At 53.7% G+C, this 14,654-nt stretch carries 17 protein-coding genes; 3 read left to right on the top strand and 14 right to left on the bottom strand.

Going from position 1 to position 14,654, the window contains the following annotated elements; translation table 11 throughout:
- Positions 1–20 precede the first annotated feature (20 nt).
- Positions 21–1,616, top strand: a complete 1,596-nt coding sequence (locus ACPGUT_RS00940; RefSeq protein WP_423988357.1) for a phosphoenolpyruvate carboxykinase — start codon at positions 21–23, stop codon at positions 1,614–1,616.
- Positions 1,617–1,686: 70 nt separating this feature from the next.
- Here the strand turns inward: ACPGUT_RS00940 and ACPGUT_RS00935 are convergent, their stop codons facing one another.
- Both ACPGUT_RS00935 and ACPGUT_RS00930 read right to left on the bottom strand, forming a co-directional pair.
- Entirely contained in the window at positions 1,687–1,995 is a 309-nt protein-coding gene (locus ACPGUT_RS00935; RefSeq protein WP_423988356.1) for a hypothetical protein, read from the bottom strand.
- An 81-nt stretch (positions 1,996–2,076) separates the two neighbouring features.
- A complete protein-coding gene (locus ACPGUT_RS00930; RefSeq protein WP_423988355.1) occupies positions 2,077–2,838 on the bottom strand; it encodes a sulfite exporter TauE/SafE family protein in 762 nt (253 codons plus the stop codon).
- 185 nt (positions 2,839–3,023) lie between these two features.
- On the opposite strand from ACPGUT_RS00930, the gene ACPGUT_RS00925 reads away from it, so the two are divergent.
- Both ACPGUT_RS00925 and ACPGUT_RS00920 read left to right on the top strand, forming a co-directional pair.
- Positions 3,024–4,682 carry an acyl-CoA dehydrogenase family protein gene (locus tag ACPGUT_RS00925; RefSeq protein WP_423988354.1) on the top strand — a complete coding sequence of 553 codons (1,659 nt, stop codon included), beginning with the start codon at positions 3,024–3,026 and terminating at the stop codon, positions 4,680–4,682.
- Positions 4,683–4,730: 48 nt separating this feature from the next.
- Positions 4,731–5,117, top strand: a complete 387-nt coding sequence (locus ACPGUT_RS00920; RefSeq protein ID WP_423988353.1) for an META domain-containing protein — start codon at positions 4,731–4,733, stop codon at positions 5,115–5,117.
- Here the strand turns inward: ACPGUT_RS00920 and recO are convergent.
- From recO to ACPGUT_RS00860, 12 genes are all read right to left on the bottom strand, one after another.
- A complete protein-coding gene (gene recO / locus ACPGUT_RS00915) occupies positions 5,114–5,839 on the bottom strand; it encodes a DNA repair protein RecO (RefSeq protein ID WP_423988352.1) in 726 nt (241 codons plus the stop codon). The genes ACPGUT_RS00920 and recO overlap by 4 nt on opposite strands.
- A gap of 280 nt (positions 5,840–6,119) precedes the next feature.
- On the bottom strand, positions 6,120–6,449 hold the full coding sequence (locus ACPGUT_RS00910) for a DUF1491 family protein (protein WP_423988351.1): 330 nt from the start codon (positions 6,447–6,449) through the stop codon (positions 6,120–6,122).
- On the bottom strand, positions 6,446–7,360 hold the full coding sequence (era, locus tag ACPGUT_RS00905; protein ID WP_423988350.1) for a GTPase Era: 915 nt from the start codon (positions 7,358–7,360) through the stop codon (positions 6,446–6,448). Before era ends, ACPGUT_RS00910 begins: the two co-directional genes overlap by 4 nt.
- Complete coding sequence (rnc, locus tag ACPGUT_RS00900) at positions 7,357–8,043, bottom strand: ribonuclease III (protein WP_423988349.1); 687 nt, start codon at positions 8,041–8,043, stop codon at positions 7,357–7,359. Before rnc ends, era begins: the two co-directional genes overlap by 4 nt.
- Complete coding sequence (gene lepB, locus ACPGUT_RS00895) at positions 8,040–8,822, bottom strand: signal peptidase I (protein WP_423988347.1); 783 nt, start codon at positions 8,820–8,822, stop codon at positions 8,040–8,042. The genes rnc and lepB overlap by 4 nt, the downstream gene beginning before the upstream one ends.
- Positions 8,823–8,910: 88 nt before the next feature.
- Positions 8,911–9,324, bottom strand: a complete 414-nt coding sequence (gene acpS, locus ACPGUT_RS00890; protein ID WP_423988345.1) for a holo-ACP synthase — start codon at positions 9,322–9,324, stop codon at positions 8,911–8,913.
- Positions 9,321–9,791, bottom strand: coding sequence for a hypothetical protein (locus ACPGUT_RS00885; RefSeq protein ID WP_423988343.1), 471 nt, complete (start codon positions 9,789–9,791; stop codon positions 9,321–9,323). The genes acpS and ACPGUT_RS00885 overlap by 4 nt, the downstream gene beginning before the upstream one ends.
- Positions 9,788–10,411: a LysE family translocator gene (locus ACPGUT_RS00880; protein WP_423988342.1), complete on the bottom strand. Its 624-nt coding sequence runs from the start codon at positions 10,409–10,411 to the stop codon at positions 9,788–9,790. The genes ACPGUT_RS00885 and ACPGUT_RS00880 overlap by 4 nt, the downstream gene beginning before the upstream one ends.
- On the bottom strand, positions 10,398–10,844 hold the full coding sequence (locus tag ACPGUT_RS00875; protein WP_423988340.1) for an ABZJ_00895 family protein: 447 nt from the start codon (positions 10,842–10,844) through the stop codon (positions 10,398–10,400). Before ACPGUT_RS00875 ends, ACPGUT_RS00880 begins: the two co-directional genes overlap by 14 nt.
- The gene (locus ACPGUT_RS00870; protein WP_423988338.1) at positions 10,844–11,599 is read right to left on the bottom strand and encodes a pyridoxine 5'-phosphate synthase; all 756 of its coding nucleotides are present in this window, start codon (positions 11,597–11,599) and stop codon (positions 10,844–10,846) included. Before ACPGUT_RS00870 ends, ACPGUT_RS00875 begins: the two co-directional genes overlap by 1 nt.
- Positions 11,600–11,659: 60 nt before the next feature.
- Positions 11,660–12,448 (bottom strand): DUF2062 domain-containing protein, encoded by a 789-nt coding sequence (locus tag ACPGUT_RS00865; RefSeq protein WP_423988336.1) that lies wholly within the window; start codon positions 12,446–12,448, stop codon positions 11,660–11,662.
- A gap of 23 nt (positions 12,449–12,471) precedes the next feature.
- Positions 12,472–14,613 carry a RelA/SpoT family protein gene (locus ACPGUT_RS00860; protein ID WP_423988335.1) on the bottom strand — a complete coding sequence of 714 codons (2,142 nt, stop codon included), beginning with the start codon at positions 14,611–14,613 and terminating at the stop codon, positions 12,472–12,474.
- Positions 14,614–14,654 lie beyond the last annotated feature (41 nt).

Raw genomic sequence — 14,654 nt, 5'->3', positions numbered from 1 at the left:
CCGGACACAGGAGCATACCAATGACAGGACGCGTCAACCCTAACTGTACACTTGATGATCAGGGCATTTCAGGACTGGGAAACGTCTATTACAACCTGAACGAAGCCGCATTGGTTGAAGCCGCACTCGGCCGTGGTGAAGGCCACCTCGGCAATGGCGGCACTTTCCTTGTGGAAACCGGCAAACATACCGGTCGTTCTCCGAAAGATAAATTTGTTGTACGTACCCCATCTGTTGAAGACAGCATTTGGTGGGAAAACAACGCCCCCATGGAAGCCGGCGCATTTGATCAGCTGCACGCTGACATGCTGGACCACATGAAGGGCAAAGATTACTACGTACAAGATCTGTTTGGCGGCGCTGACCCAGCGAACCGCCTGGATGTACGTATGGTCACAGAATTTGCGTGGCACGGGTTGTTCATCCGTCACCTTCTGCGTCGCCCTGAGGCGGACGAGCTGGACGAATTCGCACCTGAATTCACCGTCATCAACTGCCCAAGCTTCAACGCGGATCCGGCAAAGCACGGCTGTCGTTCCGAAACCGTAATCGCGATGAACTTTGACAAAAAGATCATCCTGATTGGCGGCACCGAATACGCTGGCGAAAACAAGAAATCTGTTTTCTCGCTGCTGAACTACCTGCTGCCTGCCAAAGGCATCATGCCGATGCATTGTTCTGCCAACCACGCCAAAGACAACCCGGTTGATTCAGCGATCTTCTTTGGTCTGTCTGGCACTGGCAAAACCACATTGTCCGCTGACCCTGATCGCGTGTTGATTGGTGACGACGAACATGGTTGGTCCGACAAAGGCATCTTCAACTTTGAAGGTGGTTGTTACGCGAAAACCATCAATCTCTCTGCTGAAGCTGAGCCTGAGATCCACGCCACAACATCCAAGTTTGGCACTGTGATCGAGAACATGGTCTGGGACAAAGAAACCCGCGAACTTGATTTTGACGATGACAGCCTGACAGCCAACATGCGTTGTGCTTATCCGCTGCACTATATCTCGAACGCGTCTGACAACTCGCTTGGCGGCAACCCAAAGAACATCATCATGCTGACCTGTGATGCGTTTGGCGTTTTGCCTCCGATCGCGCGTCTGACACCTGCGCAGGCAATGTATCACTTCCTGTCTGGCTTCACGTCCAAGGTAGCTGGCACAGAAAAAGGCGTGACAGAGCCAGAGCCAACATTCTCGACCTGTTTCGGCGCACCTTTCATGCCACGTCGCCCGGAAGTATACGGCAACCTGCTGCGTGAAAAGATCGCGACCCATGGTGCAACTTGCTGGCTGGTAAACACCGGCTGGACCGGCGGCGCTTATGGCACCGGCTCTCGCATGCCGATCCGCGCAACACGCGCGCTGTTGACCGCTGCTCTTGATGGATCCTTGGCTGATGCCGAATTCCGCAAAGACGACAACTTTGGCTTTGAGGTTCCTGTTGCTGTTCCTGGCGTTGCAGACCTTCTCCTGAACCCACGTCGTACTTGGGACAACCCGGAAAGCTACGACCGTCAGGCTGCCAAATTGGTATCCATGTTCGCCGACAACTTCGCACAATATGAGGCTTACATCGACGACGACGTGAAAGCGGTCGCAATCGGGTAAATCACCCTGACATTGAATAAAGAAAGGCCGCCCAATCAGGCGGCCTTTCTTTATTCCAGATACTACCGAATTATAACAAATCAGTGAGAGAGCCCGCGCCGCTGGCAACGCCTTCTGCTGTTTCGCCATTCAGAAGTAGGTAAGCTTCAGACGCCCCCAGAGCAGCCGTAAAGCGGTGCCCCCCGATCCCAAAAATCGTTTTTCCCAAAACTTTCCAACGCCACTTTACATAAGCGATGGCAAAGACAACCGCTGCAAGCCCCATGAATGTCAGCAAAAGCATCACATCTCCCGTCTGACTAAGCGCCACAACGCCGCACCCCAATAGTACGACACCACCCATAGCGATCATCCACCACGGTAAAAGTCTGATAAGCATATACTCACTACCTTTTCACTATTTAACCGGCTTAACAAAATGTCCGGATACGGCGCGAACCTAGCACGCTAGGCATAAATGTCACCCCATCAATCCCCGCCTTACAAGGTTCAACCCAGCCACCACCAGAACCACCAGCGTTGCTTTCTTAAACTTCGCCTGATCCAGGCGGTCGTGAATGGCAAAGCCGATCAACATGCCCACGCCGGCTGGCAACAACATCAAAGCCGATGCGGGTAAAGTACGCGTTGAAACGACCCCAGTCTGTAAATGCGCCAAAAATAACGCCACAGCCCCCAGCCCATAAATCGCCCCCTGCACCCGCACATGTTCACGCTTCGGCGTATCAACAGCGGTCAAATAGGCAACCGTAGGCGGTCCCCAAACACCGGACATGCCGCCAATGAACCCCGCGATAGAGGCAATCATCGCCTCGGCTTTTAACTGGTTCGCGGGGGCAATCGTGAAGCTCACCCCAAACAATTGCATCAACGCAAACACCGTCACGGGCGCACCGATAATCAACAGCAAGATATGTGACGGTAGGTATGGCACCAGCTGCGCGCCGATCACCAGAAATACGCCCCCGACCATCAAATACACTTTGAAACGTTTCACCGACCCCCAAGCCGCGCGCCAACCTTGTCGCAACGCCTGGGTTACATTGGTCATCACCGTCGGTAAAATCAGCATCGCCAGCGCGGTTTCCGCAGGTAAGATCGAACTGATCCCTGAGATCATGATCATGGGCATGGCAAAACCGACAGCGCCTTTTACCACCCCGGCAAACAAAGTGATCAAAGCGGCAATCACCATCAAATGCATTCCAATTTCTGAGATCATTTCTGCCCCCCACACCGGTCACCTGACCCTACAGCGCGGCACCTCAAAGGCCAGCCTAAAATTACAGTTGTTATTATTGTTCAAAACTTGCTGCGCTGCCGCATTTTAGTTGCGCTGCGATTGCAAAGTGATTAATCACTATCCTGACGCCCACTCTGGGCAATCTTGATCTGATGAGGCCCGCCATGACGGATACAATCCTTCTTCCCGACCTTCTGTCCTTGACACGTGACAGCCTTGCCCCTGTGCAATCTGTGCTGGAAATCGCGCAGGCAAAGGTGCGTGAAATGACGCTGGATGGTGACCGAATCAGCGGCGCGCTACTGGAAGAAAACCAACATGCTGCACATGCATTGTCCTGGCTCGCGACCTATGTAGAAGCCTTGCAACAAATGCAGGCCTGGGCGGATCGTCTGAACACCGATGGAAAATTCGGCGAGACCGAACAGCTGATCCATCAGATCGCGTTCGGGGAATATCTCTGGCAGATCTACGGCGGCATCCCCATGAGCCAGAATGAGATCGCCCGCCTGCAAGACATGGGCCTAACCCAAGACTACCAACGCGCGCTGATGGCCCCCGCCGTCATGACCCTGTGCAATCAGGGCAACAGCCAGGCTGCGCGCATGCGTCTGGTCGAACTGATGCAGGAACAACAGGGCGTTGCGGTCTTTGGCAATTCCGGCCTGGATGAGGAACTTGAAATGATCCGCGATCAGTTCCGCCGCTTCGCCGATGATCAGGTTGTACCGAACGCCCATGACTGGCATCTGAAAGATGAACTTATCCCGATGGAAATCATCGACAGCCTGGCGGAAATGGGCGTTTTCGGGCTAACCATCCCGGAAGAACACGGCGGCTTTGGCCTCTCGAAAGCCTCCATGGTGGTTGTGTCAGAAGAACTGTCTCGTGGTTATATCGGCGTTGGCTCCCTCGGGACCCGTTCCGAAATCGCGGCGGAACTGATCATCTGCGGCGGCACCGATGAACAAAAGGCAAACTGGTTGCCAAAACTGGCCTCTGGTGAAATCCTGCCAACCGCTGTCTTCACCGAACCAAACACAGGTTCTGATCTGGGATCATTGCGCACCCGCGCAACCCGTGACGGTGATGAATACACCGTCAACGGCAATAAAACCTGGATCACCCACGCGGCCCGCACCCATGTGATGACCCTGCTGGCACGCACCGATCCCGACAGTACAGATCACCGCGGGTTATCCATGTTTCTGGCTGAAAAGACCCCGGGCACAGATGACGCCCCTTTCCCATCTGAGGGCATGACTGGCACCGAGATCGAAGTTCTTGGCTATCGCGGCATGAAGGAATACGAACTGGCGTTTGATGGCTTCAAGGTGAAAGCCGAAAACCTGCTGGGCGGCGAGGAAGGCAAAGGCTTTAAACAGCTCATGCAGACCTTTGAAAGCGCCCGCATCCAGACCGCCGCCCGCGCCATTGGTGTTGCCCAGAACGCGCTGGAGTTGGGCATGCAATACGCGATTGACCGCAAACAATTCGGTAAAAGCCTGATCAACTTCCCACGCGTTGGCGGCAAGCTTGCCATGATGGCCGTGGAATTAATGATCGCCCGTCAGCTGACCTATTATTCTGCCTGGCAAAAGGACCACGACAAACGTTGTGACCTTGAAGCAGGTATGGCGAAATTGCTGGGCGCGCGCGTGGCCTGGGCCTCTGCCGATAACGCACTACAGATCCACGGCGGCAATGGCTTTGCGTTAGAATACCAGATCTCCCGCGTCCTTTGTGATGCCCGCATTCTGAACATCTTTGAAGGCGCGGCTGAAATCCAGGCCCAGGTGATTTCCCGCCGTCTTCTTGGGTAAATCGGCCTCTGGCTTGCGCAAAAACGCAGCGCGGGCCAGATTTATCGCATGAAAAATCTTCTCCTCCCCGCAGGCCTCCTGCTTTTGGCTGCCTGTGCTGACGAAACCTCATCTGGTTACGCAACACCGGGCGCGGAATATCATCTGCGCGAAATCAACGGCGCTGCCTTCAACGCAACGGCAACGATTACTTTCCCGGAAAAAGGCGCAATTGCCGGTCGGGGCCCCTGCAACCTATGGTTTGCAGATCAACCCGCGCCTTATCCCTGGTTCACCCCCAGCCCCATTACATCCTCAGAAATCGGCTGCTCGGACCTCGACCAGGAACAGGTGTTTTTCACCACCCTTTCCACCATGGATCTGATCGAATTCAGCGGACCTGTCTTGCTGCTCTCAGATGGCGAAGGCGGCAAGATGCTGTTTGAAGCGCGTTAATCCTGCCGCGCCAGAAGCTCGATCAGACGCTGCCGCGCCGCAGGCAAGGAACGTGACCCCAGCGATGGCGCGACATGATGCGCTAGGAAATGCCCTGTCGTATGCAACCCGTCCCGGATTTCATCATCCGTGACGGCCCCCTGCCCAAGCAAACATTGCGGCAGGGGCAACAGGCGATCCACCCATTTCCCGGCTCCGGCCCGGCTGACAGCCCGCCCGGTTTTCGGTGACACATAAATCAGATCATCCCGTGACCCGGTGACCGCGCATTTCGACAGCGACAGACCAAAGCCCAACTCGTCCAGCAACGCCGCCTCCCAGCGCAGATAGGCCAGCGGCCAGGCCTCTGTGGCAGCGAGCAGATCAAACAGCGTGATCGTGCGCTGATATAATCCCGGATGTTTTTCACGTTCCGCAAAAGCAAAACTGATCAGGGCACAAATCGCATTAAGCCCTGCGAGCGCCAGACGATCGTTCATCACCCCAGCCGCCCGCGCACGCAGAGGTTCCACGGTGAAACTGCCTAGGTGTTCTTCCAGCCGCGCACGCCAGGTAACATCCAGCTGATTGCCCGGCTGCAAGTGTGCCGCCAACTTACGGGACGTGCCTCCACGCACGACGCCTGCATGCAGTCCGTGGTTTGCAGTAAATACTTCCAGAATTGCGGAGTTCTCTCCATGCCTGCGCACAGAAATCAAAACCCCTTCATCACGCCAGTCCATAAACAGACTATATGACGTGGCTGCATGGGCGGCCAGTCCCCCAATCTCTCTCGGAATGCTTTCAGAAACAAAATCAAACGTCGTTCGTGGGTGACTTCGTTCTATACATTAATTGAGAAAATCGTGCCGCACCTGTGATTTTTCGGTCAGGAACCCGGGTAATCCCCGCTAAATTTAAGGTGTTAAAAAATAGAGTTTCCCTGCCAAATTAAAACAACTTACGGCTCATATTTGATCTCTGGAAGTTTCCCGGGAAATGCGGGGAGTTGCCCCCCGGAGGTTACAAAAAGCCTGGTTCATCCAATAGATGACGTCCAGCTTTATCTTCCACTTCAATCACCCAGAGGTCGGGGTCAAAGCTACGTTGTTTCGCAAGAGTCGTGTCGACTGTTGCTTCATCCCCTTGCACCAGAGAGATCCAAGCACGTTCCCCAGTCATCAGATCAAAGCTACGTTGAAAAGCTTCTGCCTGCCCATCAAGCGTGTTCAGTTTGATCAGTACAGCACCCGCCGTCAAATCGCCTTTTTTCACAACAAATACCGGGATATCCGCCAGACGTAGGCGCGTCAGATAGGCAGATACCCAGAATTCAGCCGTCAGGCGGCTCATGCGTTGCCGTCACGAAAGTTAAGGCCCATTTCGTTGTAGCGTTCTTTTTCTTCCAACCAGTTCGGGCGCACTTTCACCTGCAAAAACAGGTGCACACGACGACCTAAGAATTCTTCCAGTTCCTCACGCGCGGCTTTGGATACAGCCTTGATGGTTTCACCCTTATTGCCCAGAACGATCCCTTTGTGACCATCGCGCATCACAAAAATCTTCTGATCAATTTTGCAGGACCCATCTTTACGTTCTTCCCAGTGCTCGGTCTCCACCGTCATCTGATACGGCAACTCCTGGTGCAGACGCAGGGTCAGTTTTTCACGGGTCATCTCTGCTGCAATCATCCGCATGGGCAAATCAGCGATCTGATCCTCAGGATACAGCCAAGGACCTTCGGGAACTTGTGTTGCCACCCATTCGCGCAGCGCATCAACACCATGTCCACGCTCGGCAGAAATCATAAATGTTTCTTTGAAGTCATAGGCTTCGTTCAAATCCTGGGTCAGCTTCAGCAGCACTTCAGACTTTACCCGGTCAATTTTATTGATCGCCAGCGCAACGATCTGGTTTGGTGAGATACGTTCAACCAAAGCATCGATAATTGCCTGGGCGCCTTCGGTAATCCCACGATGCGCTTCGATCATCAGAACCACAACATCCGCATCTGCAGCGCCGCCCCAAGCCGCCGCCACCATCGCGCGGTCAAGCCGACGACGTGGACGGAACAGGCCGGGTGTATCCACAAAGACCAGCTGTGCATTTCCTTCAATCGCGACGCCGCGAATGCGGGCGCGTGTGGTTTGCACCTTATGGGTCACAATGGAAACTTTCGCCCCCACCATCCGGTTTGTCAGGGTGGATTTGCCCGCGTTGGGTTCACCGATCAGGGCCACAAAGCCCGCGCGTGTATCTGTCATTTTGCTATCTCCAGACGTTCAAGCAACGCCTTTGCTGCGGCCTGCTGGGCCTCGCGCTTATTGCCTGCGGTGGCTTTTTCAGCTTCACCCGTCTGCATCTGCGCTTCAATTGTAAAAACCGGGGCGTGATCCGGCCCGGAACGGGCCACTTCCACGTATTTCGGCGGCTGTTGTTTGCGGGCCTGGGCCCATTCCTGCAATGCGGTTTTCGCGTCGCGCGCGTCTTCTTCGACCTGATGAATACGTGCGCCCCAGAGACGCAGGATCAAGTCACGGGCCGCATCAAAGCCGCCGTCGTTATAAACGGCCGCAATGACCGCCTCCATGCCATCACCAAGCAGCGCATTTTTGCGACGCCCACCTGACAACATTTCAGAACGGCCCAGTTTCAGGACAGCCCCCAGATCAACTTCACGGGCAACATCCGCACAGGTTTCTTTACGTACCAGCGCATTAAACCGCGGCGCAAGTAGCCCTTCAGCCGCCTTCACATCTGCCGCGAGCAACGCATCTGCCATCACCAGACCAAGCACACGATCCCCAAGAAATTCGAGCCTCTGGTTGTCATCCCGCGTGGCCGAAGACATAGAAGAATGTGTCAGCGCACGGATCAACTGGGCTGGATCCTCGAAGCGATGCCCTATGCGGCCTTCAAAGGCCTTGAGTTCTGCTGAAAGTTTCACTCGACCGCCTTAAAGAAACGATCTGATCGCCAGGTCCAGAAGTAAAAGATACGTGTCCCAGCAGAAGAAAACATGACGCGATCAGCACGGCCAATCAGACGATCAAAGCCAACAAATCCAACGCCACCACGGTTCTGTGACACGCGTGAATCGCTGGAATTGTCACGATTGTCCCCCATGAAGAAAAACTCTCCTTCCGGCACAGTGAATACCGGAGTGTTATCTGTACGTGCCGGGGAAACATCCAATATCGCATGCGAGACACCACCTGGCAGCGTTTCGATATAACGATCTTTGGTGCACTCACCTGTGCGCGACTGGCAAACCGGCGTGCGGCCTTGGCTGCCCTGTGGGCCGCGTGGTTCCACGAATACCCCGTCCGGCACCTGCGGTGCAGCTTCGCCATTGATATAAATGATGCTGTCTTTCACCTGAACGCGGTCACCAGGCAGTCCGATCAAGCGTTTGATATAATCTTGATTGTTGGTTGGATGGCGAAAAACAACCACATCGCCACGTTCCGGCATAGATCCGAACAAACGGCCAGAAATCGGGCACGCTGAAAACGGGCAGGAAAACTGTGAATATCCATAGGCCATTTTGTTCACAAACAGGAAATCCCCGACCAGAAGCGTGTCTTTCATTGACCCAGAAGGAATGAAAAACGGCTGAAAAAACAACGTACGGAAGACGCCTGCAATCAGCAGGGCCCAGAAAACGGTTTTAATCGTCTCAACAATGCCGCCTTCGGCTTTTTCTTCCAGTTCTTCGCTGTGCATCAGCCTGTCCTGTTTTGTGGCAAGCCTTAAGCGGCTGCAAAATCTGTCCTGCCGGATATGAGGTGCCAGGCGCACAGAGTCAACCTGATCAGCCGTTTTGCGCGGCTGGGCGACGGGCTTCAATAACCACAAAAGCCTGTGCCCATGGGTGGTCATCGGTCAGGGTCACATGGATGATGGCTTCATGTCCTGGAGGGGTCATTTCATCCAACCGTTCCTTTGCCCATCCCGTGACTTCCATCACAGGCTGGCCCGTTTTCAGATTGCTGACCGCCATATCTTTCCAGGAAATGCCCATAGCAAGCCCAGTACCCAGCGCTTTGGAGCACGCCTCTTTTGCCGCCCAACGCTTTGCATAAGTCCCGACCACATCTTTGCGCCGCTCTGCTTTGGCACGTTCAGTTTCAGTAAAGACACGATTTTTGAAACGATCGCCGAAACGATCCAGCGTACCACTGATACGTTCAATGTTCGCAAGATCCGTGCCAATACCTAAGATCATTCCGGGCTCCGGAAAATTTCGCCAACAAGTTCACCTGTTGATTGATTCAGCCAGAACGCCAGTTCCACCTCAGTTGAAGATGTACCGTCGTCGCCATACAAAAACGCCGGAACCTCAAAGATCAGACCAACCGCTGGATCATAACGGGCTTCAAGCTTGGAAAACTCAATCCCAGTGAAGCCAAAACTTTCGTTCAAAGAAATCACCTTGCATTGGCGTGCGCCAACTTCATCATAAGGCGGCGACAACACCAAAATATGAAACGCCGCAGCCGCAGGTTCGATGGTATCCACCAGCGCAAGGCGCACTTTTCCCTCGGCAAACATACGTGTGTTTTCGGACCATGGTTCAGCAATATTACGTGCCGATGCCTGCCAGTCACACTCATTGATCATCTGTGCTGACGCCCCCTGCGCACCAGCCACCAGAAACACACCTGCGATCATCGTGTTCAAAAATGTCTTCATATCAACCTCGCTGTAAAAATCTTCAGCGCCGCTGCACCAAACAGTGCGGCAAAGGTAAATTCAAAGCCACGGCGCATTTTCATATATGCACGTACCATTCTGTCAGATGAAAACAAAAATGCATAGCCAATGAACACAAGAGCCGATCCAGTCAGCAAAAACGCCCAAAGTGCCAGTGCGCCCCAGATCCCAGCATCTGCCGGAATAACAATCGCATAGACAGATCCCCAGGACAGGATCGCCTTGGGGTTGGTCAAATGTAACAGCATCCCTTTGCCAAATATTTGCGCAGGCGTGCCGTGATGGGCATTCTCAGCCTTCAGTCGTGAAGGGTTCAAAGCAGATCGCAGGGATTTCACCGCCAAAAACAGTAAGTAAGCTGCACCACTATAGCGCAGGATTTCAAAGATCCAGACATGGGTCATCATCAATGCCCCCATACCCAACGCTGCCATCAGTCCCCAGAATGTACTGCCACTCAGGACGCCCAGCGAAAAACACAGGCCTGCCTTACGCCCAACTTGCATCGAAGTCCCCGCAATCGCAAGATTTGCCGGGCCAGGACTTCCCCCGGCCACAATCCAAGCCAGCCAAAGGAATGCCAGCTCAGCTAAAGTCATCTTCGATCTTCCTATCCATTATTTTACGCTTATTTTTAAAGCCTAACGTCAGAAAGAACCGATTCACCAATAAGGAAACAATACCGGAAATCGCAACAAGCAGCACCCAAATACCGACCGAAAACGACCCGAATATCCGTGACCATTCAGGAAGGAAGCTCATGAAAAAACCAAGGATCGCTGTAATCCCAAGCGCAACAACCGTCATTACCATTGCTGCCGTCCATGCCTCGCCATTGGTAAATGCGCCCTCATCTGACTGGGCACGTTTCTGTCCCTCGAACATAGCCGCTATCATTGCGGGCATTATCGACGTTGCACTGCTGCTCAGATCAATTCCGGTCACACGCAGTAAAACTTCTAACCCAATTCCAAGACCGAAGGCCGTCGCGATATAAACCAGCCCATAGCGTATTGGGTTTATCAGCCCCATCAGCTTCGCGCCTCATCCATCAGGCGACGCATCTCAGAGATCGCCGGCGTCAGGCCCCGGAACATGGCTTCGCCCATCAGGAAATGTCCGATATTCAGTTCCATTACTTCGGGGAAAACTGCAATCGGCTGTACCGTATCATAGGTCATCCCGTGGCCCGCATGGACTTCTAGCCCAAGGGAATGCGCAAATGTGGACATCTCGCGCAAGCGTTCCAATTCCGCATCACGTTCTTCAAAGCGGCCTTCCGCATGGGCATCACAATAGGCACCCGTGTGCAATTCAATCACCTCTGCACCAATACGGTTCGCAGCTTCAATCTGGGCACGGTCCGCCGCGATAAAGATCGACACACGACAACCTGCCTCACGCAGGGGGGCAATGAAATGCGCCAGACGGTTTTCATCGCGTGCAACTTCCAGCCCCCCTTCTGTGGTTTTTTCTTCGCGTTTTTCAGGCACGATACACACAGCATGGGGTTTATGGCGCAGAGCGATTGCCTGCATCTCATCCGTTGCCGCCATCTCAAAGTTGAGAGGGATGTTCAAAGCATCCATCAGCCCGTCGATATCACTGTCGGTAATGTGGCGGCGATCTTCGCGCAAATGTGCCGTAATGCCATCTGCACCGGCTTCTTCTGCCAGCTTTGCCGCACGCACTGGATCAGGGTATTCACCGCCACGCGCATTACGCACCGTAGCCACGTGATCAATGTTCACACCAAGTCTGAGCTTTCCAGCAAAATTTGCGCTCATGGCACACTCCTGTCCGTTCTGCGGGCCTGCCTTGCATTCCCACCTGATTCTTACAGAAGCCTACTCCCCCCGATCAGGAAGGTCAGCCGCTTTTTGCGCCATTTCTTCCTGCACTCGCGCCGCTTGTTCTGCTGCTTCTTCCGCTGCATCTCTGGCATCTTCCCATTTGGCGCGGGCTTTCTCAGCTTTTTGCGCAGCCGCAACCGCCGCATCTTCCGCAGCCTTCGCTGCTTTCTTTGCGCGCAGTTCTTCGAATTTCTGCAACAAACGTCCTTTGCGGCGCTTCTGATACAGATCAATCACAGGCACCGTCATGTAATAACAGATGGTTCCAGCAATCAGGCCCGGTATGATACCGCCCACCAGATAGGGCAGGAAAATAGTATCGTAGAAATCCCAAAGGAACGTCCAGTTGGCATCTTCTTCATTGAAAATCGCAAGAAAATTCCGCCAAAGCGTCACACCAACTCCGACATCATCCGTATGTGGTGTCGCAGACGTGGCATGCCCCATCAGCCCAAGCAGATATTCCCCCAGCTTTAGGCTGGAGGCCGCAATAAATGGAAATGTCAGTGGATTGCCAAAAAACGTTGCCAGAAGGGCCGCAATGATATTGCCCCGCATCACTTTCGCAAGACCAGCTGCCACAAAGAAATGCAGGCCAAAGAATGGCGTAAAGCTTGTGAACACCCCAGCAAACATACCGCGGGCAATACGGTGGGGCGGATCCGGTAGGCGGTGCAGGCGATGTTTCACATACATATACGCCCGTTTCCAACCGGTTTTCGGCCAGAGAAAATCCCGCAGGATGACCAAATTCGGTCGTTTATCGCGTCGTTTAAAGACCACCTCAGCCCCTTATGCTGCCTCTATCAGGCAGTGTTTCCTGGTTTGCGGTCCACATTCCGAAAGCGCTCTACCGAAGCAACATCACTGTCCGCCTCAAGCCCCATCATCACCATATGCAGATGTTCAGCATCCCGCAGATCTATATCAATCAGAAGGCGGTAAAAGTCTGGTTTACGTTCCACAAATTTCAGATCCGAGATATTGGCCTTTTGTTCGCCAATCAATGTGCAAATTCGTCCCAACACACCGGAATCATTGCTGATGGTCACATTCATTGTCACCGTGTGTTCAGCCGCATGCCGGCCGGAATGCCAGTGCAGATCAACCCAGCGTTCGGTTTGATCTTCCAGTTCACCCAACACCGGGCAGTCAATGCCATGCACAACCACACCTTCACCGCGATAGGTAATACCAACGATACGTTCTCCGGGCACGGGCTGGCAACAGCTTGCACGTTGCGAAGTCTGATCTTGCGCAAGCCCTAAAACCGCACGTCCGGTTTCAACTTCGTCGCCCTGATGTTCCGCCAGTTCAGGATAAAGGGTTTCAACAACATCCCGTGCTGTCAATTCTGCGCTGCCAAGACGCGCCAGTAACACATCACTGTCCTGCAACCCCAGGTGCCGCGCAGCCGTAGCAAGGGCCTTATCACTTGCCACTTTACCGATATGTTCAAACGCCACACGGGCCAGTTCGCGCCCCAGTTTAACAAATCGTTCGCGATCATCTTCACGCAAGGATCTCCGGATCGCGGCCTTGGCTTTGCCGGTTGCCACGATATCAAGCCATGTTGCCTGTGGGCGCTGTCCTTCGGCGGTTGTGATCTCAACCGATTGTCCATTGCGAATCCGGGTCCACAGTGGCACCCGAATGCCATCAATCTTTGCACCGACACAACTGTCCCCGATCCGGGTGTGAATAGCATAAGCAAAATCAAGCGGTGTTGCCCCACGGGGCAGCTTGATCACCTCGCCCTTAGGGGTAAAACCAAAGACCTGATCCGTGTACATTTCAAGCTTCACATGCTCAAGAAACTCGTCGTGATCATCCGCCGTATCAAAGCGCTCATTCAGCGTGGCAACCCATTGGGCCGGATCAACAGCAAAGGGGTTTTCGCTTTGCACACCATCCTTATAAGACCAGTGCGCCGCGACACCAACTTCCGCCACATCATGCATCTGCGGCGTACGAATTTGCACCTCGACACGCTTACCATCACGCCCCGAAACCGTGGTATGGATGGAACGGTAACCGTTTGATTTTGGTTGTGAAATATAGTCTTTAAATCGTCCTGGAACCGCACGCCAGCGTGTGTGAATTGCCCCCAGAACACGATAACAATCTGCATTATTTTCCGTAATAACACGGAAGCCATAGATATCCGAAAGCCGTGAGAACCCCTGGTCTTTTTCTTCCATCTTACGCCAGACAGAATACGGGCGCTTGGCCCGGCCATAGACCTCGGCTTTGATGCCCGCCTTTTCCATTTCCAGTTCGATGTCGCTGGTAATCTTTTCTATGACATCGCCGCTTTCATCGCGCAGATGTACAAAGCGGCGCATGATGGATGTCCGGCCCTCAGGGTTCAAGACGCCAAAGGTTAGATCTTCCAGCTCTTCGCGCATCCATTGCATCCCCATCCGGCCTGCAAGGGGAGCAAAAATATCAACGGTTTCACGGGCTTTCTGCACCTGCTTTTCCGGACGCATGGATTTGATCGTGCGCATATTGTGCAGACGGTCAGCCAACTTTACCAAAATTACCCGCATGTCCCGCGCCATTGCCATGAACAGTTTGCGAAAGTTTTCGGCCTGCTTTGTCTCACTGGACGACAACTGCAGATTGGTCAGCTTCGTAACACCATCCACAAGATCTGCAACTTCGCGGCCGAACATTTCCGCCACTTCACCAAAGGTCGAACCGGTGTCTTCAATCGTATCATGCAGCAATGCAGTAATGATGGTTGCATCATCTAAACGCTGCTCAGCCACAATCATCGCCACGGCAACGGGGTGGGTGAAGTAGGGTTCACCTGAATGTCGGAACTGCCCTTCATGCATACGCGCGCCGTAATCAAACGCCGCGCGGATCAAATGTTCATTGCATTTAGGATTATAGGCGCGGACGCATCCGATAAGATCGTCGACAGTAGTTTCTTCTGCCATCCTGGCCGTACTCTTCCGGGCCTTGAAAGGCCCTGCTGGGG

Origin of the sequence: Halocynthiibacter sp., from assembly GCF_049608145.1 — a bacterium.
Lineage (GTDB): Bacteria > Pseudomonadota > Alphaproteobacteria > Rhodobacterales > Rhodobacteraceae > Halocynthiibacter.
This window is presented reverse-complemented; position numbering and strand designations above follow the sequence as displayed.